General features: G+C 70.9%; 19 protein-coding genes and 2 pseudogenes. 9 read left to right on the top strand and 12 right to left on the bottom strand.

Features of this window, described 5'->3' with window-relative positions:
- The 3 genes from KUM39_RS23455 to KUM39_RS23445 form a co-directional block, all read left to right on the top strand.
- Positions 1 to 644, top strand: a 644-nt coding sequence (locus KUM39_RS23455; RefSeq protein WP_217787743.1) for an ABC transporter permease, incomplete at its 5' end; no start/stop codon positions are given.
- Positions 641 to 1,312 (top strand): ABC transporter permease, encoded by a 672-nt coding sequence (locus tag KUM39_RS23450; RefSeq protein ID WP_217787742.1) that lies wholly within the window; start codon positions 641 to 643, stop codon positions 1,310 to 1,312. The genes KUM39_RS23455 and KUM39_RS23450, both read left to right, overlap by 4 nt.
- Positions 1,309 to 2,265, top strand: a complete 957-nt coding sequence (locus KUM39_RS23445) for an ABC transporter substrate-binding protein (protein WP_217787741.1) — start codon at positions 1,309 to 1,311, stop codon at positions 2,263 to 2,265. Before KUM39_RS23450 ends, KUM39_RS23445 begins: the two co-directional genes overlap by 4 nt.
- Positions 2,266 to 2,328: 63 nt before the next feature.
- Here the strand turns inward: KUM39_RS23445 and KUM39_RS23440 are convergent, their stop codons facing one another.
- From KUM39_RS23440 to KUM39_RS23425, 4 genes are all read right to left on the bottom strand, one after another.
- Entirely contained in the window at positions 2,329 to 3,483 is a 1,155-nt protein-coding gene (locus KUM39_RS23440; RefSeq protein WP_217787740.1) for a betaine/proline/choline family ABC transporter ATP-binding protein, read from the bottom strand.
- Between the two features lie 73 nt (positions 3,484 to 3,556).
- The gene (locus KUM39_RS23435; protein ID WP_217787749.1) at positions 3,557 to 4,207 is read right to left on the bottom strand and encodes a LutC/YkgG family protein; all 651 of its coding nucleotides are present in this window, start codon (positions 4,205 to 4,207) and stop codon (positions 3,557 to 3,559) included.
- 8 nt (positions 4,208 to 4,215) lie between these two features.
- Positions 4,216 to 5,688 (bottom strand): LutB/LldF family L-lactate oxidation iron-sulfur protein, encoded by a 1,473-nt coding sequence (locus KUM39_RS23430; protein ID WP_217787748.1) that lies wholly within the window; start codon positions 5,686 to 5,688, stop codon positions 4,216 to 4,218.
- Positions 5,689 to 5,729: 41 nt separating this feature from the next.
- Positions 5,730 to 6,482, bottom strand: a complete 753-nt coding sequence (locus KUM39_RS23425; RefSeq protein WP_217787739.1) for a (Fe-S)-binding protein — start codon at positions 6,480 to 6,482, stop codon at positions 5,730 to 5,732.
- Between the two features lie 324 nt (positions 6,483 to 6,806).
- Between KUM39_RS23425 and KUM39_RS23420 the strand changes: the two genes are divergently transcribed.
- The 3 genes from KUM39_RS23420 to KUM39_RS23410 all read left to right on the top strand — a co-directional run bounded on the left by KUM39_RS23420 (position 6,807) and on the right by KUM39_RS23410 (position 9,858).
- Positions 6,807 to 8,108 carry an alpha/beta fold hydrolase gene (locus KUM39_RS23420; RefSeq protein WP_217787738.1) on the top strand — a complete coding sequence of 434 codons (1,302 nt, stop codon included), beginning with the start codon at positions 6,807 to 6,809 and terminating at the stop codon, positions 8,106 to 8,108.
- 890 nt (positions 8,109 to 8,998) lie between these two features.
- Entirely contained in the window at positions 8,999 to 9,169 is a 171-nt protein-coding gene (locus KUM39_RS23415) for a hydrophobic protein (protein ID WP_217787737.1), read from the top strand.
- A gap of 335 nt (positions 9,170 to 9,504) precedes the next feature.
- Positions 9,505 to 9,858 carry a PRC-barrel domain-containing protein gene (locus KUM39_RS23410; protein WP_217787736.1) on the top strand — a complete coding sequence of 118 codons (354 nt, stop codon included), beginning with the start codon at positions 9,505 to 9,507 and terminating at the stop codon, positions 9,856 to 9,858.
- A 1,067-nt stretch (positions 9,859 to 10,925) separates the two neighbouring features.
- Here the strand turns inward: KUM39_RS23410 and KUM39_RS23405 are convergent.
- From KUM39_RS23405 to KUM39_RS23395, 3 genes and pseudogenes are all read right to left on the bottom strand, one after another.
- A pseudogene (locus tag KUM39_RS23405) lies at positions 10,926 to 11,165 on the bottom strand (hypothetical protein); the annotation flags it as partial.
- Positions 11,166 to 11,417: pseudogene (locus KUM39_RS28350) on the bottom strand (IS481 family transposase); the annotation flags it as partial.
- Between the two features lie 241 nt (positions 11,418 to 11,658).
- Entirely contained in the window at positions 11,659 to 13,185 is a 1,527-nt protein-coding gene (locus KUM39_RS23395) for a cytochrome P450 (protein ID WP_217787735.1), read from the bottom strand.
- 108 nt (positions 13,186 to 13,293) lie between these two features.
- Here KUM39_RS23395 and KUM39_RS23390 point away from each other — a divergent pair, with 108 nt between their 5' ends.
- Both KUM39_RS23390 and KUM39_RS23385 read left to right on the top strand, forming a co-directional pair.
- Positions 13,294 to 13,899, top strand: coding sequence for a TetR/AcrR family transcriptional regulator (locus tag KUM39_RS23390; protein ID WP_217787734.1), 606 nt, complete (start codon positions 13,294 to 13,296; stop codon positions 13,897 to 13,899).
- 341 nt (positions 13,900 to 14,240) lie between these two features.
- On the top strand, positions 14,241 to 14,669 hold the full coding sequence (locus KUM39_RS23385; RefSeq protein ID WP_217787733.1) for a YunG family protein: 429 nt from the start codon (positions 14,241 to 14,243) through the stop codon (positions 14,667 to 14,669).
- Here KUM39_RS23385 and istB read toward each other — a convergent pair.
- Both istB and istA read right to left on the bottom strand, forming a co-directional pair.
- Positions 14,657 to 15,451, bottom strand: coding sequence for an IS21-like element helper ATPase IstB (gene istB, locus KUM39_RS23380; protein WP_217787732.1), 795 nt, complete (start codon positions 15,449 to 15,451; stop codon positions 14,657 to 14,659). The two genes, KUM39_RS23385 and istB, sit on opposite strands and share 13 nt — an antisense overlap.
- Positions 15,448 to 17,103: an IS21 family transposase gene (gene istA / locus KUM39_RS23375; protein WP_217787731.1), complete on the bottom strand. Its 1,656-nt coding sequence runs from the start codon at positions 17,101 to 17,103 to the stop codon at positions 15,448 to 15,450. The genes istB and istA overlap by 4 nt, the downstream gene beginning before the upstream one ends.
- A gap of 293 nt (positions 17,104 to 17,396) precedes the next feature.
- Here istA and KUM39_RS23370 point away from each other — a divergent pair, with 293 nt between their 5' ends.
- Entirely contained in the window at positions 17,397 to 18,134 is a 738-nt protein-coding gene (locus KUM39_RS23370; RefSeq protein ID WP_217787730.1) for a DUF2470 domain-containing protein, read from the top strand.
- Here KUM39_RS23370 and KUM39_RS23365 read toward each other — a convergent pair.
- The 3 genes from KUM39_RS23365 to KUM39_RS23355 all read right to left on the bottom strand — a co-directional run bounded on the left by KUM39_RS23365 (position 18,102) and on the right by KUM39_RS23355 (position 21,981).
- Positions 18,102 to 19,253, bottom strand: a complete 1,152-nt coding sequence (locus KUM39_RS23365) for a lactonase family protein (RefSeq protein ID WP_217787747.1) — start codon at positions 19,251 to 19,253, stop codon at positions 18,102 to 18,104. The two genes, KUM39_RS23370 and KUM39_RS23365, sit on opposite strands and share 33 nt — an antisense overlap.
- Positions 19,254 to 19,568: 315 nt before the next feature.
- Positions 19,569 to 20,678, bottom strand: a complete 1,110-nt coding sequence (locus tag KUM39_RS23360) for a hypothetical protein (protein WP_217787729.1) — start codon at positions 20,676 to 20,678, stop codon at positions 19,569 to 19,571.
- A 52-nt stretch (positions 20,679 to 20,730) separates the two neighbouring features.
- Positions 20,731 to 21,981, bottom strand: coding sequence for an aromatic acid exporter family protein (locus tag KUM39_RS23355; RefSeq protein WP_217787728.1), 1,251 nt, complete (start codon positions 21,979 to 21,981; stop codon positions 20,731 to 20,733).
- Positions 21,982 to 22,011: the final 30 nt, after the last annotated feature.

The raw sequence follows: 22,011 nt of genomic DNA, 5'->3' as shown, positions 1-22,011 counted from the left end.
AATGGATCTGCGGCGCCTACGTCTCCACCCGGAGCCAGATCCTCCTGGACGCCGTGGTGCAGCACCTCCAGCTCACCGTGGTGTCGGTCCTCATCGGCCTCGCCGTCGCCCTGCCGCTCGCGGTGCTGGCCCGCCGGTGGCGCTGGGCCGCGGGACCGGTGCTCGCGGTGACGACGATCCTGTACACGATCCCGTCGCTGGCGATGTTCTCGCTGCTCCTGCCGGTGTACGGCCTCTCGGCCACCCTGGTCGTCGCCGGGCTCGTCCTCTACTCGCTGACCCTGCTGGTGCGGAACATCCTGGCCGGGCTGCGGGCCGTACCCGAGGAGACCCGGCAGGCCGCGCGCGGTCTCGGCTACGGACCCGTACGCCTGCTGCTCGCCGTCGAGCTGCCGCTCGCGCTGCCCGCCGCGATGGCCGGGCTGCGCATCGCCACCGTCTCGGCGGTCTCCCTCGTCACCGTGGGAGCCATCGTCGGCTTCGGCGGCCTCGGGAACCTGATCTACGCGGGCATGAACACGTACTTCAAGGCACAGGTGCTCACCGCGTCCGTGCTGTGCGTGGTGATCGCCGTCGCCGCCGATCTGCTGCTGCTCGGCGTACAGCGGCTGCTGACGCCCTGGTCGCGGGCGGCCCGCCGATGAGCGTCCTCACCGCCACCTGGGACTGGCTGGCCGACCCCGCGCACTGGTCCGGCGACAACGGGGTCTGGCACCGGCTGCTCCAGCACTTCGTGCTCACCGTCGTCTGCCTGGTGATCAGCTGCCTGATCGCGCTGCCCGTGGCACTGGTCCTCGGACACCTCGGCCGGGGCGGCGCCCTCGCCGTGAACATCTCCAACGTCGGCCGGGCCGTGCCCACCTTCGCGGTGCTGGTCCTGCTCCTGCTCACCCCCGTGGGGAACTGGGGCGAGGGGCCCACCGTCGTCGCCCTGGTGCTGTTCGCCGTGCCGCCACTGCTCACCAACGCCTACGTCGGGATGCGCGAGGTGGACCGGGACGCCGTACGGGCCGCGCGCGGGATGGGCATGACCGGGCGGCAGATGCTGTTCCGGGTGGAGGTGCCGCTCGCGCTGCCGCTCATCCTCAACGGGGTGCGGATCGCCGCCGTGCAACTCGTCGCCACCGCGACCATCGCCGCGCTCGCGGGCGGCGGCGGGCTCGGCCGGATCATCACTGCGGGCTTCAACCTGGCCAGCACCCCGCAGGTCGTCGCGGGCGCGATCCTCGTCGCCGCCTTCGCGCTGCTCGTGGAAGCCGTGTTCGAGGCCGTGGAACGGTTCGCGCCCGCACGCGCCGGGAGCGCACGATGAGAGCACGTCCGACGCGCCCCGCCGCCACCGCGGCCGTACTCGCCGCCCTCCTCACCGCCTGCTCCACCGGCCCGTCCCTGGAGAACCGCGACGCCGTCACCGTCGCCCCCGGCGACAGCCACCACCTCACCATCGGCTCGGCCGGGTTCACCGAGAGCGACCTGCTCGCCCAGATGTACGCCCTGCTGCTGGACCAGGCCGGGTACCAGACCTCCCTCATCACCGTCGCCAACCGCGAACTGTACGAACCCGCCCTGGAATCGGGACAGATCGACGTCGTACCGGAGTACGCGGCCACCCTCGCCGACTGGCTCGAAGCCAAGGAGCACGGCGCCGACGCGAAGTCCGTCGGCTCGCCCGATCTCACCGTCACCCTGCGCGAACTGCGCGCGCTGGCCGCACCGCGCGGGCTCACCGTGCTGCCGCCCGGCCGTGCCGTGGACCAGAACGCCTTCGCCGTCAGCGCCTCCTATGCCCGGAAACACCACCTCAGGACCCTCAGCCAGCTCGGCGCGTCCAAGCTCCCGGTGCGGCTCGCGGCCGGCGACGAGTGCGTGCAGCGGCCGTACTGCGAGCCCGGTCTCAAGAAGGTCTACGGCATCGACATCACGGCCGTCGATCCCCTCGGCGTCGGTACCACGCAGGCCAAGCGGGCGGTCCAGGAGGGCAAGGACCAGATGGTGCTGACCACCACCACGGACGCCACCCTCGACCAGTTCGGCCTGGTCCTCCTCGCCGACGACAAGCACCTCCAGAACGCCGACTACATCGTGCCCGTCGTCAACCGCGCCCACGCGGGCGGGCCGAAGGTCGCCAAGGCGCTGGACAAGCTCAACGACGTGCTGACCACCGCCGACCTGACCGACCTCAACCGGCAGGTGGACAGCTGGCGTCGGCTCCCGGCCGACGTGGCGCGGACGTATCTGGAGGACAAGGGCCTGCTGAAGAAGTGACCCGGAAGTCCGGCGGGTATCCCGGGCGGTCCGGTCGCCAAATCCCCTTCCCCATAGGCCCGTTCAGGCGTCCGACACCGAGTCGAACGGCACTTGACCCCGAGCCACCCCGCGCGCCTCCGCGTCCACCGACCGGCGCAGCGCCTCGTGCAGCTTGGCCGGGGTCAGCACGCCCAGGAAGCGCGCCCCGTCCAGCACCGCGACCCATCCGGCGTCGTGCTGGAGCATCACGCCGAACGCCTGCTTCAGCGGGGCACCCACCGGCACCCAGGCGGTCATCCGGTGCGCCAGGTCGCGCAGGGCGCCGCCGCGCGTCAGCTCCTCGATGCCGACCCAGCCGTGCAGATCGCCGCCCTCGTCCAGCACCACCGCCCACCGGGCGCCCTCGGCACGCAGCCGTTCGGCCGCCGTCTCCGCCGCCTCACCGAGCCGGGCCACCGGCGGCTGCTCCAGGTCGTCCGGCTCGATCTCGGTCACCGACAGCCGCTTCAGCCCCCGGTCGGCGCCCACGAACCCGGCGACGTACGAGGTGGCGGGCGACCCGAGCACCGCGCCGGGGGTGTCGAACTGCTCGATGCGGCCCTGCCCGTAGACCGCGATCCGGTCCCCGAGCCGTACGGCCTCCTCGATGTCGTGCGTGACCAGCAGCACCGTCTTGCGCACCGCGGCCTGCATGCGCAGGAACTCGTCCTGCAACTGCTCGCGCACCACCGGGTCCACCGCGCCGAACGGCTCGTCCATCAGCAGCACCGGGGGATCGGCGGCCAGCGCCCGTGCCACGCCGACCCGCTGGCGCTGGCCGCCGGAGAGCTGCTCCGGGTAGCGGGCGCCGTACGTCTTCGGGTCCAGGCCGACCAGATCGAGGAGTTCGGCGGCGCGTTCACGTGCCTTCGCGCGCTTCCAGCCGAGCAGCGCGGGCACGGTCGCGGTGTTGTCGAGGACCGTGCGGTGCGGGAAGAGGCCGACCTGCTGGATGACGTAGCCGATACGACGGCGCAGCCGGACCGGGTCGGTGCGGGCGATGTCCTCGCCGTCCACCAGGATGCGGCCGGAGGTCGGCTCGATGAGCCGGTTCACCATCATCATGGTCGTCGTCTTGCCGCAGCCCGAGGGGCCGACCAGGGTGACCAGCTCGCCCTCGTCCACCTCGAACGACAGGTCGTCCACCGCCGTCGTACCGTCCGGATAGCGCTTGGTGACCTGCTCGAACCGGATCATTCCCCCACGCTAGCCGCGCGGTTCACGCGCTGCCCGGTGGCGGGGGCGGGCAGGTGACCCGGACGGTGCGCGGTCAGCCGAGCAGGACGACCTCCAGGGTGCGCGGGCCGTGCACGCCCTCCACCCGGTCCAGCTCGATGTCGCTGGTCGCGGACGGCCCCGAGATCCAGGTCAGCGGGCGGCCGGGGGAGAGCCGGTCGAGCGCCCGCGGCACCGAGGAGACGACCTGTTCCGGGACGCGTACGACGCAGATGTGGTGGTCGGGTACGAGTGTGATCCGGCGTCTGCCCTGGTCGGGGCCGCCGTCCAGCACCAGGGTGCCGGTCTCCGCGACGGCCACCGCGCAGCCGGTGAGGACGCTGTCCACCCGGTCCAGGTCGTACGGCGTGCTCTCCGCCCGGTCCTCTACGCGCTCCACGTCGGTCTCCGCCAGCCAGCCCGGCTCCAGCCCCGGCGGCACCAGCAGCGAGGCCGAGCCGTGCTCCCGCAGCAGCCGGGCCAGCAGGGACGGCAGGTCGTCCTCGGTGCAGCGGTGGACCCGGGCGCGGTAGTCCGCGAGGTTCGCGGCGAGGAGGTCCACGGTCTCGGCGGGGGTGCGGTCGCCGTGCTCGCGGAGGTAGGCGCGGGGGACGGCGTCGGCGTACGGCAGCTCGCCCCCGGGCTCCTCGCGCACGTCGGCCAGGGCGCGCCGTACCCGGCCGAGAATCCGGTCCCTGCTGTTCACCGGGCCGCTCATCGGGCGCCGTCCTTTCCGCCGTTCGTCCGCTGCCACCAGTCACGGAAGGGCTCCGGGGGCAGCGGGGGGAGATCCCGGGTCGCGGTCCACGCCCGGCCCGGTCCGGGGAGGGTGCGCGGGTGGAAACGCCGGGTGCGGGAGGCGAGGCGCTGTCCGGCGCGCAGCGCGCCGGGGTGGGTGAGGGCGAGCCGGGCCGCGCGCATCGCGGCACGCTCCGCCGCGTGTCCCTTCGCGGGCCGCAGGACCACCTTGCCGCCCGCCCGTACCGCCTCGCCGCCCTGCACCACCCGCTCCCGCAGGTGCACCAGCACCTCGGGGATGTCGATGGCGACCGGGCACACGTCGTAGCAGGCCCCGCAGAGACTCGACGCGTACGGCAGGGAGGCGTCGATCTCACTTGCCGTACCGCGGAGTTGGGGACTGAGGATGGCGCCGATCGGGCCGGGGTAGACCGAGCCGTAGGCATGGCCCCCGGCCCGCTCGTAGACCGGGCACACGTTCAGGCAGGCCGAGCAGCGGATGCAGCGCAGCGCCTGGCGGCCGACGCGGTCCGCGAGGGTGTCGGTGCGGCCGTTGTCCAGCAGCACCAGGTGGAAGACGCGCGGCCCGTCGCCGTCCGTGGTGCCGGTCCACATGCTGGTGTACGGGTTCATCCGCTCGGCCGTGGAGGAGCGGGGCAGGGTCTGGAGGAAGACTTCGAGGTCCCGCCAGGTGGGGACGATCTTCTCGATGCCGACGACCGAGATCAGTGTCTCCGGCAGGGTCAGACACATCCGCCCGTTGCCCTCGGACTCCACGACCACCAGCGTGCCGGTCTCCGCGACCATGAAGTTGGCGCCCGAGACGCCCACTTTGGCGCGCAGGAACTTCTCCCGCAGGTGCAGCCGCGCCGCCTCGGCCAGTTCGGCGGGGCGGTCGGTCAGGTCCTCCGGTGCGGGACGGCCCCAACTCGCCATCCGTGTACGGAAGATGTCACGGATCTCGCCCCGGTTGCGGTGGATGGCGGGGACCAGGATGTGCGAGGGACGGTCGTCGCCCAACTGAACGATCAGCTCGGCGAGATCGGTCTCGTAGGCGTGGATGCCCTCCGCCTCCAGGGCCTCGTTGAGCCCGATCTCCTGGGTGGCCATCGACTTGACCTTGACGACCTCGCTCTCACCGGTCGCCTTCACGAGGTCCGCGACGATCCGGTTGGCCTCGTCGGCGTCCGCCGCCCAGTGCACGATGCCCCCGGCGGCGGTGACCGACTCCTCCAACCGCACCAGATACGTGTCGAGATGGCGCAGCGTGTGGTCCTTGATGAGGCGGCCCGCCTCACGCAGTTCCGCCCAGTCCGCCAACTCAGCCACGGCGGCGGCCCGTTTGGCGCGGATGGTGTGTGTGGCGTGCCGCAGGTTGCCGCGCAGCACCGGGTCGGCCACCGCGGTCCGCGCCGCCTCGGGGAACGCGGGAGTCGGGACGGCGGGCATGCCGACGAACGTCGGACCCGCGTTCCCGCCCGTACCGATCGTCATGCCGTCTCCCTCTCCGTGCTCGCCAGGATCTCCGCGATGTGCACCGGGCGCACCCCGACGCGCAGCCGGCTCATGGTGCCCCCGATGTGCATCAGGCAGGAGTTGTCGGCCGCGCACAGCACCTCGGCACCCGTCGATACCGCGTTGCGGACCTTGTCCTCGCCCATCGCCGCCGACACGTCCGGGTTCTTCACCGAGAAGGTCCCGCCGAAGCCGCAGCACTCCTCCGCACCCGGCAACTCCAGCAGTTCCAGCCCACCGACCGCCTCCAGCAGGCGGCGCGGCCGGTCCCCGAGGCCCAGTGAGCGCAGCCCGTGACAGGTGGGGTGGTAGGTCACCCGGTGCGGATAGTGCGCGCCCACGTCCGTCACGCCCAGCACGTCCACGAGGAACTCCGTCAGCTCGTAGGTCTTCGGTACGACAGGGGCCAGCGCGGCGGCGAGCTCCCCGCCCCGCCCCTCGGCCCGGGCCCGCTCGCCCATGCGCGGATACAGCTCGCGCACCATCGCCCCGCACGAGCCGGACGGAGTGACGATCGCGTCGAACTCACCGAAAACATCGGAGAAATGACGTGCCAGGGGCTCTGCCTCATGACGGTAGCCGGTGTTGTAGTGCGCCTGCCCGCAGCACGTCTGCGCCGCCGGGAAATCGACCTCGACACCCAGCCTGGTCAGCAGTTTCAGTACCTGTTTCCCGGTGTCCGGATACAGCGTGTCGTTGACGCAGGTCAAGAACAGTGCGACACGCATCGCCGCTCCTGGAAGTCGGGGACATCGGATGAATGCAGAGTAGCGGGCCCACGAGCCCCACGGCAGTACATGATCTGGCGCCCGTTCGCGCGGACCCGTTCGCGCAGACTCGTTCGCGCGGACCGTAGGCGCGGCCCCGTCGCGTGGACCGCCGCGCGGCGCGGATCACGCGGTCACGGCGATCGGCCGTTCCCCGTCGGCCGGGGGCGGGGGCACCCGTCCCTCCGGACGCGTTGCCCGCGGTCCATGATCCCCGGCCCGCCCGGACGGCTCCGGGGTGTGCTGAACTGGGACCCGTCCGACCGTTCCGTTCCTGGAGACCCGTTGAGCCTCAGCTACCGTCAGCCCGGAGTCGTCCTCACCGACCGCTTCTTCACCGTGCCCCTGGACCACGGCGAACCGGAGGGCGAGACCATCGATCTGTACGCCCGGGAAGCCGTGGCGAGCGACAGAGCGGGTCAGGACCTGCCCTGGCTGCTGTTCCTCCAGGGAGGTCCGGGCTTCGGGGCGGACCGCTTCGTCGGGCGCCACGCCTGGCTCGACCGGGCGCTGCGCGAGTTCCGCGTCCTGCTGCTGGACCAGCGCGGCACGGGCCGCTCCACGCCCGCCACCCGGCAGACGCTCCCGCTGCGCGGCGGCCCCGCCGAACAGGCCGATCATCTGGCCCTGTTCCGCGCCGACTCCATCGTCCGCGACTGCGAGGCCGTCCGCCGCGAGGTCACCGGCGGCGCCCCCTGGACCGTGCTCGGACAGAGCTTCGGCGGCTTCTGCACGGTGGCCTACCTGTCGATGGCCCCCGAGGGGCTCAGCACCGCCCTGATCACCGGCGGCCTGCCCGCGCTGGACGCCCACGCCGACGACGTGTACCGCGCCGCCTACCCCCGTATCGAGCGCAAGGTCGCGGCACACTACGCGCGTTACCCGCAGGACGTGGACTGTGCCCGGCGCGTCGCCGACCACCTGCTGACCCACGACGTGGTCCTGCCGAACGGCTACCGGTTCACCGTCGAGGCGTTCCAGTCGCTCGGCATCATGCTCGGCGCGGGCGACGGCAGCCACCGTCTCCACCACCTTCTGGAGGCCCCCTTCGTCCGCACCTCCGCCGGGACCGAACTCTCCGACGCCTTCCAGGAACAGGCGCAGAACCTGCTCTCCTTCGCCGGGCACCCGCTGTACGCCCTCGTCCACGAGTCCATCTACGGCCAGGACGCGCGCCCCACCGACTGGTCCGCCGAGCGGGTCCGCGCCGAGTTCCCGCAGTTCGACGCGGCCAAGGCGGTCGCCGGTGACGCACCGGTCCTCTTCACCGGCGAAACGATTCACCCGTGGATGTTCGAGACCGACCCGGCCCTGCGCCCGCTGCGCGAGACCGCCGGCCTGCTCGCCGCCCGCACCGACTGGCAGCCCCTCTACGACCCCGCCCGTCTCGCCGCCAACGAGGTCCCGGTCGCCGCCGCCGTCTATCACGACGACATGTACGTGGACCCCGGCCACTCCCTTCGTACCGCCCGGGCTGTACGGGGACTGCGGACCTGGGTCACCGACGAGTTCGAGCACGACGGGCTGCGAGCGGGCGGCCCCCGCGTCCTGGACCGGCTGCTGGCCCTGGCACGCGGGGAGGCGTGAGGGACCGGGACTCCGGCGCGCGGGCGCCTCAGTAGCGGACGGCGCTCTTCAGGGGCGGCGGGTGCAGGGTGGATGACACGCCGTCCACTGTTGTTCCGGCGTACTTGAACATGGGCGCCGCCCGGGGGGTCGGGTCGTACGGGAAGTTCAGGACTGGGTGGGACACCTCGTCCAGGTGGGCGGGCGGACGGTCCGCTCTGCTCCGACGTGAGGGTGATGTCCGGGTGGTCGCGGCGGTGCGGGGCCGATCAGGGTGGAGCGGCGCCGGGCTGCGCCCGCGCCCGCACTCGCGTGAGCGCGACGGCCGCCGAGTCGCCCCGCTCTTCTCTGCGGCCTCTGTCAACGCCTCGATCACCCTCAACGGCTCCTCGCTCGGCTGCTCCAGCACCGCCGCACATAGCCCGCTGCCCGCTGCCCGCCGCACATCGCACGGCGCCTCCGCGCATGTCGGTTCCGGTCCGGCGGGCAGGCACTGGCGCGCGGGCTCCACGGCAGCACGGCCAGCCACGCGTTCAGCGCCAGCGGGATCAGCTCGCGGACCTGGAAATGCATCACCGCTGACGGGCCCGCTGTGAGGACCGCATCCGGGGTGCCCGCGCCACTGGTCTGCGCAATCTGCCCCTGCGTGACACGGCACGGCGCGGACCGGATCTGTCTGGAGACCCCCTCCGACGCGAGAGCCCGGACCCTCGGACTGCCCCAACCCCGAACGACCGCACCACGCAAACGCACAGTCCTCGTCAGCGAACTGACGGTGATTCATCAACGATCGAAGCTGGTGACCGCGAACGAGCCGCCCAAACCTGGGGTCTGCTCCGGAAGATTCAGCAGGGATCAGTAGGAATGGAGATCGTCGTGCTGGGCACTCGTGTGGTCGGAGGTTGATAATCATGGTTCCTATTCTTCTTGTTCTTCTGCTCGCCCTGATCCTTTTCGGTGCCGGTTTCGCACTGAAGGCGCTGTGGTGGATTGCCGTCATCGTGCTGATCGTGTGGGTTCTGGGCTTCGTTATCCGCCCCGCAGGGAGCGGCGGCAAGCGTGGTCGTTGGTACCGCTGGTAAGGCAGGCTGAAGAGCTTTTTCACACGGGTGGGACCCCATGCGATCGCATGGGGTCCCACCCGTTTCTCATGCCTGCACCCCATATCGGGAGAAGCGGATGATTCCCCAAATACGGGGTACTCGGGGATCACGGCCGGAGGTGGCCGTGACGCCAGGAACCAGGTCCTCCACACGGCACCTCCGGCCGTTTTCGGTCACATGGAAAAAGCGTGTGTGAGCCGACGCGACAGGGGCACTCGGCTTATCGAGGACGCGCCACACAGTTTTTAGCGCGAGGTGGCCGAACCAAGTTCTGCTGTGAAATCAGCAATGCATCTCGATGAGGGAGCCGTTTTATGAGTGACAGCATGTGGGGCTACCAGCCGACCACCGGCCACACCGCGGGCACCGACCTGACCGGATTCAAGGTCGAGGCCACTGACGGCAGCATCGGCAAGGTTGACAAGCACTCGGACGACGTTGACTCCTCCTACATCGTCGTTGACACCGGTGTATGGATCTTCGGCAAGCACGTACTGCTGCCGGCCGGAACCGTCAAGACGGTGGACCAGGCCGAGGAGAAGATCTACGTGAACCTCACCAAGGACCAGATCAAGAACTCCCCGGAGTTCGACAAGGACAAGCACGTCGGTGACACCGGCTACCACGAGCAGCTCGGGACCTACTACCAGTCCCACCGCAACATCTGACATCACAGCGCCAGCCGCGTGTGGGGTCGGACAGAGAATTCTCTGTCCGACCCCACACGTGTTTCTCGGCGCCCCCATTTTCTGGGGGACCGCCTTCGTTGCGGCCCACTCGGTGTCTTACTCCGGCCGTACTTCGGGGGCCACCCGCACCGCGCGACGGCGCAACTCAAGCGAGTGCGGGGCGTGAAGGGAACGCTTTGATTTTCTGATCAAATGAAATGCTTCTATCGGCGAGGTTGAGGTTTCCTGATGCTTCCCACGAACATATGTGCCGCACCGGCCATGCACACTGTCAGTGCGAGCAGAACCCAACCGCCGCTGTTTCCCATGACGATCAGAAGGATCGACAGAATAAGCCCTGCGACAGCGAACAGGTTGACGAGTATCATCCATCGCTTTACTGCGGCGCGCTGACCGATCGACCAACCGACCTTGGGCATTTCATCCCCAATCTCTCAGTGCGAGGGCTGAGCGCGTCACGCGCCCGGCCCCCAAGTGAAATGGCGTAGTAACCGACGGTCGCTCCGAAAAATCCGCCGAGGATAGGTGAGGAAAGCTGCGCCCGCCACGAATATTCGACCATCATGAATGGTGCCGAGCATTTTTGCCATTACGTCTCCGGGTAGGGAGAGTGAAACCGCCTCACGGTGGCCGCTCGGTCGTTCTGCGTCATGATCACTTACGCAGGGTGAAATAGGCCGCGATGATGACGATTAGTGCCACAATGAAAGCAAAGATGATCACGCCTGCTGGCGCATCCTGCGAAGGGACGATGAGGGCGGACTCCATCACGGATTTCCCCTCCCTTCTCCCATGCGTTCCTTCCCTCTCCTGGCCACCCGCATCGATGTAATGACCAGCGATTGGCGTAACTACCTCAGTTCCCGCGACAGCGGCTTCTGAAAGTTCCGCAGGATATGCGGTGCATCCAGTAATGCCCGTACCGATTGATGCGCCAAGACTGGGCGCGGCTCCTGCGGCAGCTGCGGAGCCGCCAGCTGCGTAGCGGTCGGGGTTCTGTTCCTGGCCGGAGGGTCGGGTTGGGGGAAGCAGTCGATGTGGTCGTCTTCGTCGGCGAGGCCAATGACCGAGCCGATGGTGTCGGTGAGGTAGAAGTAGGTTTCGCCCCCGGTCCTCATGGAGTTCAGGGTGCCCCCGGGCTCCCGGTTGATGCCCATGTCCACGCCCGCCGTCGTCTTCGCGGACAGGCCGAGGGGCCTGTTGTGGGGCACCGTGTCCCCGAGTCGAAGGCGCTCGCTCTGGTCCGTCGATCCGTAACTTCCCGTATACGTCTTGTTGTTGACTGTGGTGGGGGGTGTCAACCGCGGGAAGTGTGCGATTCGTGCCTGTCCCCGGCGGCGCAGGACGCGGACCTTGACTCGGTGCGGGTTGGGAGTCGGCGCGGGCGGCCATCCTGTCGTCGCCCGCCGTCCGGTATGGGTCGGCCCGGCGCTGGGCCGTGGTGGGTGACACCTGGAAGCGGCCCGTTGAAGCGGCCAGCCGTCCTCGACGACGCAGTGGGCCAGACGCAGACGTCCGTTCTCCGTCAGGGGGCGCATGACGGTTGGGCACGAGGGTGTTTCTGGTCGCCGGTGATGCGGACTTCGCAATCCACACCGGGCCCGCAGGCCCCTCACCCGTTTCAAGATCCCGTAGCCGAGACCCGCGTCACCATCCGCAACCTCCGAGGACAGATCAGCGGTCGAGGCCGACGTAGGCGTCGGGAGGCATGTTGGTGCTCCTCTGGAAGGGGCGTGGATGTGCCGTTCCTTCGAGGGGACCAGCTTGAGCCGCGGTTTCTCAGACCGATCGGGTCCGGGAGTCGCATGATCCTGCCGTGGGCCCGGCGCCGCCGACCCCGTCGCCGCGCGCCGTCCGCCGCTCCAGCCGGAGCCGCAGCCCCTCCGGCATCAGGGTCAGCCGCTCGGTGACCCTGAGCCGGTAGGCGGGGTCGGGGACGAGGTCGTAGCGGCGGAGCAGGAGGCCGAGGACGAGGGTGGCCTCGTGGAGGGCGAATTGGCGGCCGATGCAGGCGCGGGCGCCGGTGCCGAAGGGTTTGAAGGTGTGGGCGGGGCGGCTGCGGACCGCGCCGGGCTCGAAGCGGTCGGGGTCGAAGCGTTCGGCGTCCGGGCCCCAGACCTCGGGGTCCCGGTGGAGCAGGGGGAGGAGCACCAGTGCCCAGGCCCCGCGCCGCATCGGGTGCCCGCCGGCCAACTCGGTGTCCACCACGGCCTCGCGGGCGTAACCCGGCGCGGTCGGCCACAGGCGCAGCGCCTCGTCCAGCACCCGGCGGACATGACGCAGCCGGGCCACCTGCTCGTAACCGGGTTCGGGTGTGTCGCCCCAGACGCTGTCCACCTCGGCGCGGGCGCGGGCGGCGATGTCGGGGTGCCGGGAGAGGTAGTGGAGGGCGAAGGAGAGCGCCCCCGAAGTGGTCTCGTGACCGGCCACCAGGAAGGTGATGACCTGTTTGCGGACGTTCTCCGGTGACAGCCGCTCGCCGGTGACCGGGTGCGCGGTGGCCAGCATCCGGTCCAGCAGGTCGCCCCCGCCACCGTCACCTCCCCGGCCCCCGCCGTCGTCGAGGCGCGCGGCGACCAGGGCGTCCACCGTGCGGTTCAGATACGCGATGTCGGCCGCGTCGCGCCGGGACGGGCCGCGCAGCAGCAGCGGGGCGAGCGGCGCGGGCACGCTGTTGCGGCGCTGGGCGTGCGTGAGGGTGCCGACCATCGCCGTCACGAAGGGGTGCGGGCGCTCACGCTCGAACGAGCCGAAGTCGTGCCCGAAGCCGGTGCGGGCGATGGTCTCCAGGGTCAGCTTCGTCATGTCGCCGGGCACGTCCACCGGCCGCCCGGCGGCCAGTTCGCGGTCCCAGTGCCCGGTCAGACGGTCCGCCACGGAGAGCATCATGCCGTGGTAGCCCTCCATCGCCTCGCGGCTGAAGCCGGGCGCCAGCACGTCGTGCGCCAATTGCCAGTTGGGCTCGTGGTTGTACGCCGTGAAGAGGCCGTCGCCCGCGACCGGACGCAGGTTGGCGACACCCAGGCCCACGTGCTTGGCGAACCGGGACTCGTCCGCCAGGTCCGCGACCTGCCGGGCGCCCCACACGAACACGAACTCCTTGCCGAACGCCCGCCGCCGGAACACCGGGCCCAGCTCCCGCCCCATCCGGGTCGAGTCCTGCACGGGGTGGCGCCGGTCCACCCCCAGCACGTCCCCGAGCAGCGGCACTCGGCGCGGCGGGTGCGGGATGCGGCGCAGCTCCGGCCACCCCTGCTCGGCGCCCCGGAAACCCTTTGGCAGACCCGTCTCCGTCGTCTTCGCCATGACCCGATCTCCCTTGACCCAGCGACGGTGGACCACTGTTGTACGTCGATTCAACAAGTGGTCTCAGTCTGGTCCCCTTGTTGAATCGACGTCAAGTAAGCTGGCCGCATGCCCGCGAACCAGGGGGAGCGCGCCCGGCGCAGACTCAGTACCGGCGAACGCCGTGAGCAACTGCTGACGGTTGGCGCGCGCCTGTTCTCCGAGAGCCCGTATGAGGACGTGTGGATCGAGCAGGTCGCGGAGATCGCCGGGGTGTCGCGCGGCCTGCTGTACCACTACTTCCCGACCAAGCGGGACTTCTTCGCGGCCGTGGTCGAGCGGGAGAGCGAGCGGCTCCTGCGGCTCACGGCCGCCGTTCCCGGTGAGCCCGTGCGTGAGCAGCTTCCCGCCGGACTCGACACGTATCTCGTCTGCGTCGAGGAACATGCTCACGGTTTCCGTGCCTTCCACCGGGCCGACGCGGCCGGTGACCAGGCCGTGCGCCGCGTGTACCGGCAGGCGCTCGCCGCGCAGGAGCGGCAGATCCTGGACGCTCTCGCCGCCGATCCCGAGTTCGGACCCGAGATCGCCGGCACGCCGCGTGCGCGGATGGCGGTGCGGGGGTGGCTGGCCTTCACGACGGCGGTCTGTCTGGAGTGGCTTCGGGACGGGGAGTTGACGCGCGGAGAGGTGCGGGATCTCTGTGTGCGGGGGTTGCTCGGGGTGCTGGGCTGAGGGTGCGGCCCGGCCGTGGTGGTTGGGCCGTTACGGGTTGGCTGGGCCGGGCTGCCGGGGTTGGCCGTGGCGCTCGGGTCTCTGTGCCTCGGCTGGGCCACCTCGCCTGCGCTGCCGACTCCCGTCCGTGCCACCCGCGCCGCCGCACCGCACCTGTGTCGCCCCCGCCGCCCTGGCTTCGAACGAGTCAATTGGCCCCACGTGAACGAGTCTTCTGGCCCCAGGCAGCGATCTTCGAGGCTCGTCGTGAACGAGTTGATTGGCCCCAGTGGCTTTGATCGTGTAGGCCGACGAGGTTGTCGATCCGGCCGTTGTCAGTGCTGGCTGGGAGGATTGCCGGCATGACACCGTTGCTTCTCACCGACATCGAACGAGCCGTTCGCAGCAGCTGGAGTGCCGAGACATGCACGCCTGAGTTCCGATCGCGCTGGAGCCCGGACAACCCGGCTCGGGACCAGTGCGGTGTGACCGCCATGCTGCTCAATGATCTGCTGGGAGGCGAACTGATCCGGGGAGAAGTCCACGTCAACGGCGAGCGCGTGGACTACCACTGGTGGAACCGCCTGGGCATGGACCTCGAGATCGACCTCACCCGCGAGCAGTTCGGGCCGGAGGAGACTGTCACCGGAGGTGTTGTCATTCCCCGACCGCCCGTGACCGAATGGCGCAGACTGCGTGAGGAGTACGAGCTTCTCCGCGACCGTGTCATGGAGAAGCTCGACCGGCAGCAGACGAGGATCCCTGTCGATACGTCTTGTCAGCCGGCTTGAGCCTGTCCGGCTCGGGCCCGGGTGCTGGCGAGACGGTAGGAGTCGCTGCCGGTTTCGATGATGTTGCCGCTGAAGGTGAGGCGGTCCACGATGGCCGCGCAGAGCCTGGGGTCGGTGAACGTCTTGGTCCACGAGGAGAAGGACTCGTTGGAGGCGATCGCCATGCTGTTCTTCTCCTCGCGCTCGGTCAGCACCTGGAACAACAGCTCGGCGCCCCGCCGGTCCAGCTCCATGTATCCCAGCTCATCAATACAGAGCAGATCGCCCCGTCCGTAGCGGGCGATCGTCTTGGTCAGCAGCTTCTCGTCGGCGGCCTCGACGAGCTCGTTGACGAGCTTGGTCGCCAGGACGTACTTGACCCGGAAGCTGGCCATCGCGGCCTCGGTGCCCAGCGCGATCACCAGGTGAGACTTGCCGGTCCCCGAGTCGCCGATCAGACACAGCGGCAGCCCTTTGCGAATCCAGTCGCACGAGGCCAGGGTATGGATGGCCGCCGGATCGATGGCGGAGTTCGCCTCGAAGTCGAGCGTGCGAAGCGCCTTCTCGCAGGGAAAGCCGGCAGCTTTTATCCGACGCTCGGAGCGGCGGCGGTTGCGGTCGTCGCATTCGGCCATCAGCAGCTCGGCCAGGAACCCGCGGTAGGTCATCTGGTCGTGGGCCGCGGCGTCGGCGAGCTCGGAGAACTGGCCCCGCAGCGTGGGCAGGTGCAGGTTGCGGCAGGCCGCGTCGATGGCCGCGTCTGCGGCAGGCTCGGTCAGACCGCGGGGACGGGTGGCGTTCATGGCAGGGGACTCCCTTGGCTGGGGGGACGTCCGGCCGTCGGCCGGGTGTGGCGAAGGAGCTGGTCGTAGGCGGCCACCGAGGGCAGCGGCCTGGGGTCCGGGGGCAGCGCGGCCAGCCTGCGCGCGGTCAGCGACACCACCGGAGAGGTGATACGGCCCAGCGCCGTGTCCGGGCCCGCCTCGGCGGGAGTCTCGCGTTCGGCGGCCAGGCGGGCTTCCAGGGCCACCGCATCCGAGGTCAGGGCCCCGGCCCGCAGGGCGGCGGCGATCCCGGCGACGACGTGGTCGTGGCTCATGTGCCGGTGCAGCAGCAGAACCTCGATCAGCGAACGAGTGCCGGCCGCGTCACCGTGTGCCCGGCAAGCGGCCTCCCACAAGGTGTCATGCACCGGGGTGAACTTCCCCGCCGCGCGGGCCTGGTCCAGCGCGGTCGCCCCGGGCAGCGCGCCCGGCTTGCGCAGCAGCCCTTCCAGGTAGTGGTCCAGGTCCAGGCGGCTCCCGTCACGCGCGACGAGGCGCTCGTGGCGGGCGACCTCGGTGCGGCCCTCGTAGACCACCACCTCGGAGGCGTGCAGCAGGACGCGGACCTGGCGGCCGATCAGCCGCACCGGCACCGAGTAGTGGTTCTGCCGCACGGTGACCTGCGCGTAGCGGTCCACCCTCGGGGTCAGGAGCCGCCCGGTCTCGAAGTGATCCTCGGGCAGTGGTTGGAGCAAGGTTTTTTCGATGGCGAAGTACTCGCCGACGGTGCGCGGACGCTCTCCGATCCGGCGCTGGTCGTCCTGCCGGTCCCACTCATCGATCCGGGCGTTGAGCTCGGCCAGGGTGGTGACATCGGGGACGGGGACCAAATGGTTGCGGCGGAACCGGCCGACTTCGCCCTCAACGCCGCCCTTCTCATGGGCGCCGTCGATGCCCGGTTGGCAGTAGAAGGCGTCCAGACCCGCCCAGGAGCGGAACGCGGTCCAGCGGTCCGTCTCCACCCGGGCCCGGGTGAAGCCGAGTACCCGGGCCACCGCGGAGGTGAGGTTGTCGTAACGGACCTTGCCCCTGGGGATGCCGCCCAGCACCCGGAAGGCGTGGACATCGCCCTCGAAGAAGGCTTCCTGCCCCTCCGAGGCCGACACATGGTGCACGGCCTTCCCGGAGAACGAGAGCCGGAAAACGAACAGGTAGCACAGGGTGCGCACTCTATCGAGCGTGATGTAGACGTCCCCGAAATCGACCTCGGCCTCCTCTCCGGGACGGTGCGTCTGCGGGATGAACACACGGGGCGGTCCGCGGCCTTCCTCGACCCAGATCTCGGGCTTGCGGCGCCTGATGTAGTCCCGTACCCGGCCGTAGGAGACGCTGTCCATCCCGTGCTCTTCGACCAGCCGGTCGAAGGCCCGCTTGGCGGTGTGGCGCTGCTTGCGCGGGGCATCCAGATCAGCACGCAGAATCGCGTCGATCAGAGGCTTGTAGGGGTCAATCACCGAAGGCCGCGGAGGCATCGGCTTGCGGGGTGTCGGCCACGGGGACGTCAGAGCTTCGCGCACCAGGCGCCGGTGGACTCCGTAGCGGCGCGACAGTTCCTGGATCGACAGCTTCTCGGTACGGGAGTCGCGGCGGATCGCCGCGAAGAGCTCAACCTTGGATCTCGGGCCATCCATACGGGCCCCCTGACTGTCGGAAGCACATCAATGCTCCCACCGCAAGACTGCCCCTGGGGCCACTTCTGACGAACACTCAAACCGCGATCAAGCCCCTGGGGCCCAAAGGCTCGTTCCGCTGGGGCCAGAGAAGTTGTTCACAGCCACCGCCCGCTTGTCGCCGCCACGCCGCCCGCGCCAACTCGTCGCGCCGTCTCCGCAACCAATACGCACTCTTTCCGGTGACGCCTGGTTGGCGTGCGGCCCCTCCTCCGCTAAGTTAGGTGAGCCTTACCTAATGAGGAGGTCTCGGGATGGGTGATACGCAGGACTGGGCGGGCGGACCCGGTGCGGCGGAGCGGGCGCGGTCGGTGCTCGCCGCCGCGTGGTCGTGCGGGGTGACGGCCGAGGGCGCCCGGGAGGAGTTCGTCGGGGCGCACTCCGTGAGCGACGACGGGGAGGTCCTCGTCACGCTCCCCGAGGACAGCACGCTGCGGGCCGTCGCGCTGTGCGCGCCGCGCGGGGAGCCCAGCGCCGTGCTGGAGTTCGCGGACGTGGCACCCGTCCCGGTGCGCCGCCGTATCCGCTCGCGGCTCTGGCTCGCCGGGTGGTTCGCGCCTGTCGAGGGGGACGCGGAGGGTACGGGCATGGTGTTCCGGCCGACGCGGGTCGTGCTGCGGCAGGCGTCCGGTGCCGAACTGGTGGACCTCGGTGAGTTCGCCGCCGCCCGCCCCGACCCGCTGGTGGAGGCGGAAGCCTCGCTGCTCACTCACCTCGCCGACGCCCACCCGGACGCCGTCGAACGGCTCACCCGGCTGGTGCGGCCGGAGAACCTGCACGCCGCGACGCGTGTCGTACCGCTCGCCGTGGACCGGCACGGACTCACCCTGCGCATCGAGCGGGCCCGCGCCCACGGTGACGTACGACTCGCCTTCCACGCTCCCGCTGACGACGTCTCGCAGCTCACCGAGCGGATGCACGCGCTGCTCGCGCAGGCCGCCTCCTCCTGCCCACGCTCGCTACAGAGGCAGCGCGCAGACCGCGACCGGTGACGCGAACGGCTCGCCCGCACGCGTGAGTTGGCCGTCCGCCGCGTCCACGTGGAAGACGGTGACCGTGCCCGAGCGCTGGTTGGCCGCGAACAGCAGGCCGCCGTCCGGGGAGAGCGCGATCTGCCGGGGGAAGTCCCCGCCCACCGGCACCGTGCCCAGCAGCCGCAGCACCGCGCCGTCGTCCTCGACCGCGAACCGGGCGACGCTGTTGTGTCCCCGGTTGGCGAGGAAGGCGTACCGCCCGTCGCCGGTCACCACGAACTGTGCCGGGTAGTTGGTGCCACCGGACGACCCCGACGGCTGAGGGGCGCCGATGGTGAGCCGCCCGCTGTCCGGGTCCCAGGCGCAGACGGCCACCGTGTCGTCCACCTCGTTGGCCAGATAGGCGTACCGCCCGCCCGGATGGAACGTCAGATGGCGCGGACCCGCGCCCGGCCGGGTGTGTGCCTGTGCGACCTCCGTCAGCGTGCCCCGCTGCTCGTCCAGCCGGTACGTGTAGACGGTGTCCGTGCCCAGGTCCACCGCGAGCAGATGGCCGCCGTCCGGTGACGTGAGGAACTGGTGCGCGTGCGGCCCCTGTTGGCCGGGACCCGGCGGGGGAGTGGAGTGCGTCACCAGAGCGGTGCGCTCCCCGAGGGCGCCCGAGGCGTCGATCGGATGCACCGCGACGCTGCCCGAGCCGTAGTTCGCGCTCAGCAGCCAGCGCCCACCGGGATGCACGGACACATGGCACGGCCCCGACCCGCCCGTGCTCCGGCTGCCCAGCACCTTCCGGTCCGCGAGCCGTACGGCGGTCACCGCGCCGTCGTCCCGCTCGTCCACCGCGTACACCGTCCGCCCGTCCGGATGGCACACCAGATACGACGGGTCGGGCACCCCCGTGATCGTCCCCGCCCCGGTGACGGCACCGGTCGCGGAGTCGTACGAGGCCACGCCGATGCCGGTGCCGCCGCCCTCGGCGGAGGTGTAGGTGCCGAGGAGAAGCGGCCGGTCGGTGGCGGCGGCGCGGGACGGCACGGACGCGGCGGCCCGCCGGGCCTCTGACACGGCGTCCCCGGCCGATCCCTCCGGCGGACCGGCCGGAGCGGGCACGGCCACGACGGCGGCACCGCCCGCCATGATCCCCACGAACCGCCGCCTGCTCCAGCCACTCAACGGCGTGTCAGCACCGGCCCGGGCCGCAGCCCGCCTGCTCGCGCCGCTTCGCTCGGCCGGGTTGCCGCCAGTGCCGATCTGCGCGCCGCCGACCCCCGAGTCCTCGCTCCCCGCGCCGCCGATCCCCGCTCCCGAGTCCCCGCCCGTCCCGGCTCCCGCTGCCGCGTCGTCCATCTCGCACCTCCGGTCGTCGGTCGCCCCGTTCACGGCAGCCACCTTGACGCGGTTTCAGGGGGGAGGGCAAGCAGGGGTTCGGTTAAGCCGGTCGCACGGGTCGGGTCACCACTCCCCGTCCGTCACCGGCTTGCCCGGGCCGTCCTTGAGGGGGTGGATCTGGCCTGGTTTGGGCTGGTGCCAGGGGTCCAGGTCGTCGCCGAGCCAGTCGCCGACCGGCTGGACGCCTTCCAGGGGCTCGGCCGGGGCCAGGTCGTCGGCGTCCTCGTCGTAGTAGTCGAACCAGGGCAGGCCCGCGTTGGTGTACGCGGCGCGGTCCACCGGGGAGGGCGGCGGGGCCTCGCCGGTGATGCGGCGCCACTCGGGGGCCGTCACCAGATGCACGTAGACGCGCCCGGCGGGTGTCTCCGCCCAGTCGGTGAGTGGGCGTTCGTCCTGGAAGACCTCCTGGTGCATCGAGCCGCCGACGCCCAGGCCCATCGCCGCCGCGCGCGGCCTCGGCGCACCGCCGGGCCGGGCTCCCGCCGACGCGCCCGGCGCGGGAACGGGCGGCGGGGGGCCGCCCGGTGCGGAGGCCATCGGAGCGGCACCGGGAGCCGCGAAACCACCGGCCTGCGGCGGACCGCCGTAACCGGCGGTCTTGGCCGACTTCACCGAGCGGACCTCGCGGTCCCGCTCCCGGCGCCGCCACTCGGCGAGCAGTTCCTCCCGGAGCGGGAACGACTGGAGCTGCACCCCGCCCCAGATCTCCTCGCCCGTGACCTGTCCTTCCACGGTCGCGCCCATCCCGAGGGGCACCGCCACGAACTGCCGGACCGTGCCCCGGCCGGAGTTGATGCCGTCCAGCCAGGGCTGGCGGGGCAGGACCACGTAGTTCTGCGGGCCGCGCGAGAGGGCGGCCTGCCAGGGCTTGCCGGAGACCGCGCACACCTTGCCCACGCCGACCTGGAGCGCGGCGGGTTCCCGCGTGCCCGCGAAGTTCAGCCACATGGCCTCGCGCAGATACACCGGCAGCATCACACCGCCGCGCTCCGCCATCTCCTCGGGCACCCGGTCCGCGAAGTCCGCAACCGGCCGCACCGGGAACTCCCCGAGCCCCGGCGGCAGCGGATGCGTACCGGTCTCCGGCAGCCGCAGTGTCCGCATGAACCGCACCTCGACCCCGCCCCGCAGCCGCAGTGTGTTCCCGTCGATCCGCACTCCCGTCCCGGTCATCGGACCACCCCTCCGCTCACGCACCGGCCCCGTCCCGGCGCTTCTGCCATCCTCAACGTCCGCCGACCCCCGTACGGTTCCGCCACAGGTCCTCCTGTACGCCGAGCCGCTCGCGCAGCCGGGCCGTCCTCGGGCGCCGGGCCCGCTGCTCCCGGGCCACCCGGTCCAGTTCCTCCAGCAGCCTGCGGGTGCGGTGCTCGGTGTCCAGTTCGTCGATCATCCGGTTCACCTCCGTGAGTACCGCGCCGAGCAGTTGCCACACCGCCGGGTCGTCGCGGGCCTCCTCGCGCAGCAGCTCGGCGAGCCGGTCGCGGGTGGCCGCCGCCGTGTGCAGTTCGGCGGCGAGCCGGGACTCGGCCGCGTCCGCGTCCGTGCTGAGGTGCGTCGTCACGAGTACGGCGAAGCTGACCACCGCGTCCCCGATCTCGGCCAGCAACCGCTGCACGGTCGCGCCCGTGCGCGGCGGGAACAGCTCCGCCGGGCCGCGCGCCTTGGCCAGGTCGGTGAACGAACGGGCCAGCACCCGCAGCACCACCGTGCAGATCTCCAGGGTGTCCAGGCCGGTGCGCAGCACCACCCGGTACAGCAGGCCCTCACGGACACGGGGGTTGAGCCGCAGACTGTCCTCCGCCTGCCGTAGCGCCGCGTCCACCCGCACGATGTCGTGGTCCAGCCGACGCGCCTCGTGCAGCCGCTCCGCCGCCCGCTCCCAGGGGGTGCGCTCCGCGGCCTCGTCGCCCATCCGCAGCATGAGCTGACGCACCCGCCGGGCCAGATCCTCGATGGACCGACCTGCCTCGCCCACCCAGACGGGCGGCGGCAGCAGCAGATTGCACGCCATGCCGACCAGCGCGCCGATCAGGGTCTCCACGATCCGCGCCCACGCGGTGAAGCCGACCGTCGTCACCCCGAGCACCAGCATCGCGCTGATCGCCACCTCGGCGACGTACTCGTCCACCCGCACCAGATGGCCCACGGCCAGCGCCGCCACGATCAGCAGCGCCAGACTCCACCACGTCAGCCCCACCAGCAGACTGAACGCGATCGCCACCAGCACGCCCGCCACCACCGCGTTCACCCGGCGGATGCCGTTGGTGAGGGTGGCGTAGAACGTCACCTGGACGACCAGCAGGGCGGTCAGGGGCGCGGTCAGCGGTGCCGGTTCCGGGCTCAGCCGCAGCGCGACGACGTACGCCACCGTGGCCGCCGCCGCCGAGCGCAGGGTCTGCAGGACCAGCGGCTCCCGGCGCCGCCGCGCCAGGCGCCGCACCTCGTCCGTCCATTTCCGTAGTACGTCGCGCATTCTTTGGCCTGTTCCCGCTCATGCTGTGCG

Origin of the sequence: Streptomyces corallincola (genome assembly GCF_019104725.1) — a bacterium.
GTDB lineage: Bacteria > Actinomycetota > Actinomycetes > Streptomycetales > Streptomycetaceae > Streptomyces > Streptomyces corallincola.
Note: the sequence above shows the minus strand (reverse complement) of the source record. Positions and strands in the feature narration are given on the sequence as shown.

What these genes read in the sequence shown, in the direction of transcription:
- KUM39_RS23365 (WP_217787747.1), bottom strand. Translation starts at nt 19,253, where the DNA reads ATGGCGGGCGGTGCCGCCGTCGTGGCCGTGCCCGCTCCGGCCGGTCCG.
- istA (WP_217787731.1), bottom strand. Translation starts at nt 17,103, where the DNA reads ATGGATGGCCCGAGATCCAAGGTTGAGCTCTTCGCGGCGATCCGCCGC.
- KUM39_RS23445 (WP_217787741.1), top strand. Translation starts at nt 1,309, where the DNA reads ATGAGAGCACGTCCGACGCGCCCCGCCGCCACCGCGGCCGTACTCGCC.
- KUM39_RS23355 (WP_217787728.1), bottom strand. Translation starts at nt 21,981, where the DNA reads ATGCGCGACGTACTACGGAAATGGACGGACGAGGTGCGGCGCCTGGCG.
- istB (WP_217787732.1), bottom strand. Translation starts at nt 15,451, where the DNA reads ATGAACGCCACCCGTCCCCGCGGTCTGACCGAGCCTGCCGCAGACGCG.
- KUM39_RS23430 (WP_217787748.1), bottom strand. Translation starts at nt 5,688, where the DNA reads ATGCCCGCCGTCCCGACTCCCGCGTTCCCCGAGGCGGCGCGGACCGCG.
- KUM39_RS23425 (WP_217787739.1), bottom strand. Translation starts at nt 6,482, where the DNA reads ATGCGTGTCGCACTGTTCTTGACCTGCGTCAACGACACGCTGTATCCG.
- KUM39_RS23370 (WP_217787730.1), top strand. Translation starts at nt 17,397, where the DNA reads ATGGGTGATACGCAGGACTGGGCGGGCGGACCCGGTGCGGCGGAGCGG.
- KUM39_RS23450 (WP_217787742.1), top strand. Translation starts at nt 641, where the DNA reads ATGAGCGTCCTCACCGCCACCTGGGACTGGCTGGCCGACCCCGCGCAC.
- KUM39_RS23385 (WP_217787733.1), top strand. Translation starts at nt 14,241, where the DNA reads ATGACACCGTTGCTTCTCACCGACATCGAACGAGCCGTTCGCAGCAGC.
- KUM39_RS23360 (WP_217787729.1), bottom strand. Translation starts at nt 20,678, where the DNA reads ATGACCGGGACGGGAGTGCGGATCGACGGGAACACACTGCGGCTGCGG.
- KUM39_RS23440 (WP_217787740.1), bottom strand. Translation starts at nt 3,483, where the DNA reads ATGATCCGGTTCGAGCAGGTCACCAAGCGCTATCCGGACGGTACGACG.
- KUM39_RS23390 (WP_217787734.1), top strand. Translation starts at nt 13,294, where the DNA reads ATGCCCGCGAACCAGGGGGAGCGCGCCCGGCGCAGACTCAGTACCGGC.
- KUM39_RS23415 (WP_217787737.1), top strand. Translation starts at nt 8,999, where the DNA reads ATGGTTCCTATTCTTCTTGTTCTTCTGCTCGCCCTGATCCTTTTCGGT.
- KUM39_RS23395 (WP_217787735.1), bottom strand. Translation starts at nt 13,185, where the DNA reads ATGGCGAAGACGACGGAGACGGGTCTGCCAAAGGGTTTCCGGGGCGCC.
- KUM39_RS23410 (WP_217787736.1), top strand. Translation starts at nt 9,505, where the DNA reads ATGAGTGACAGCATGTGGGGCTACCAGCCGACCACCGGCCACACCGCG.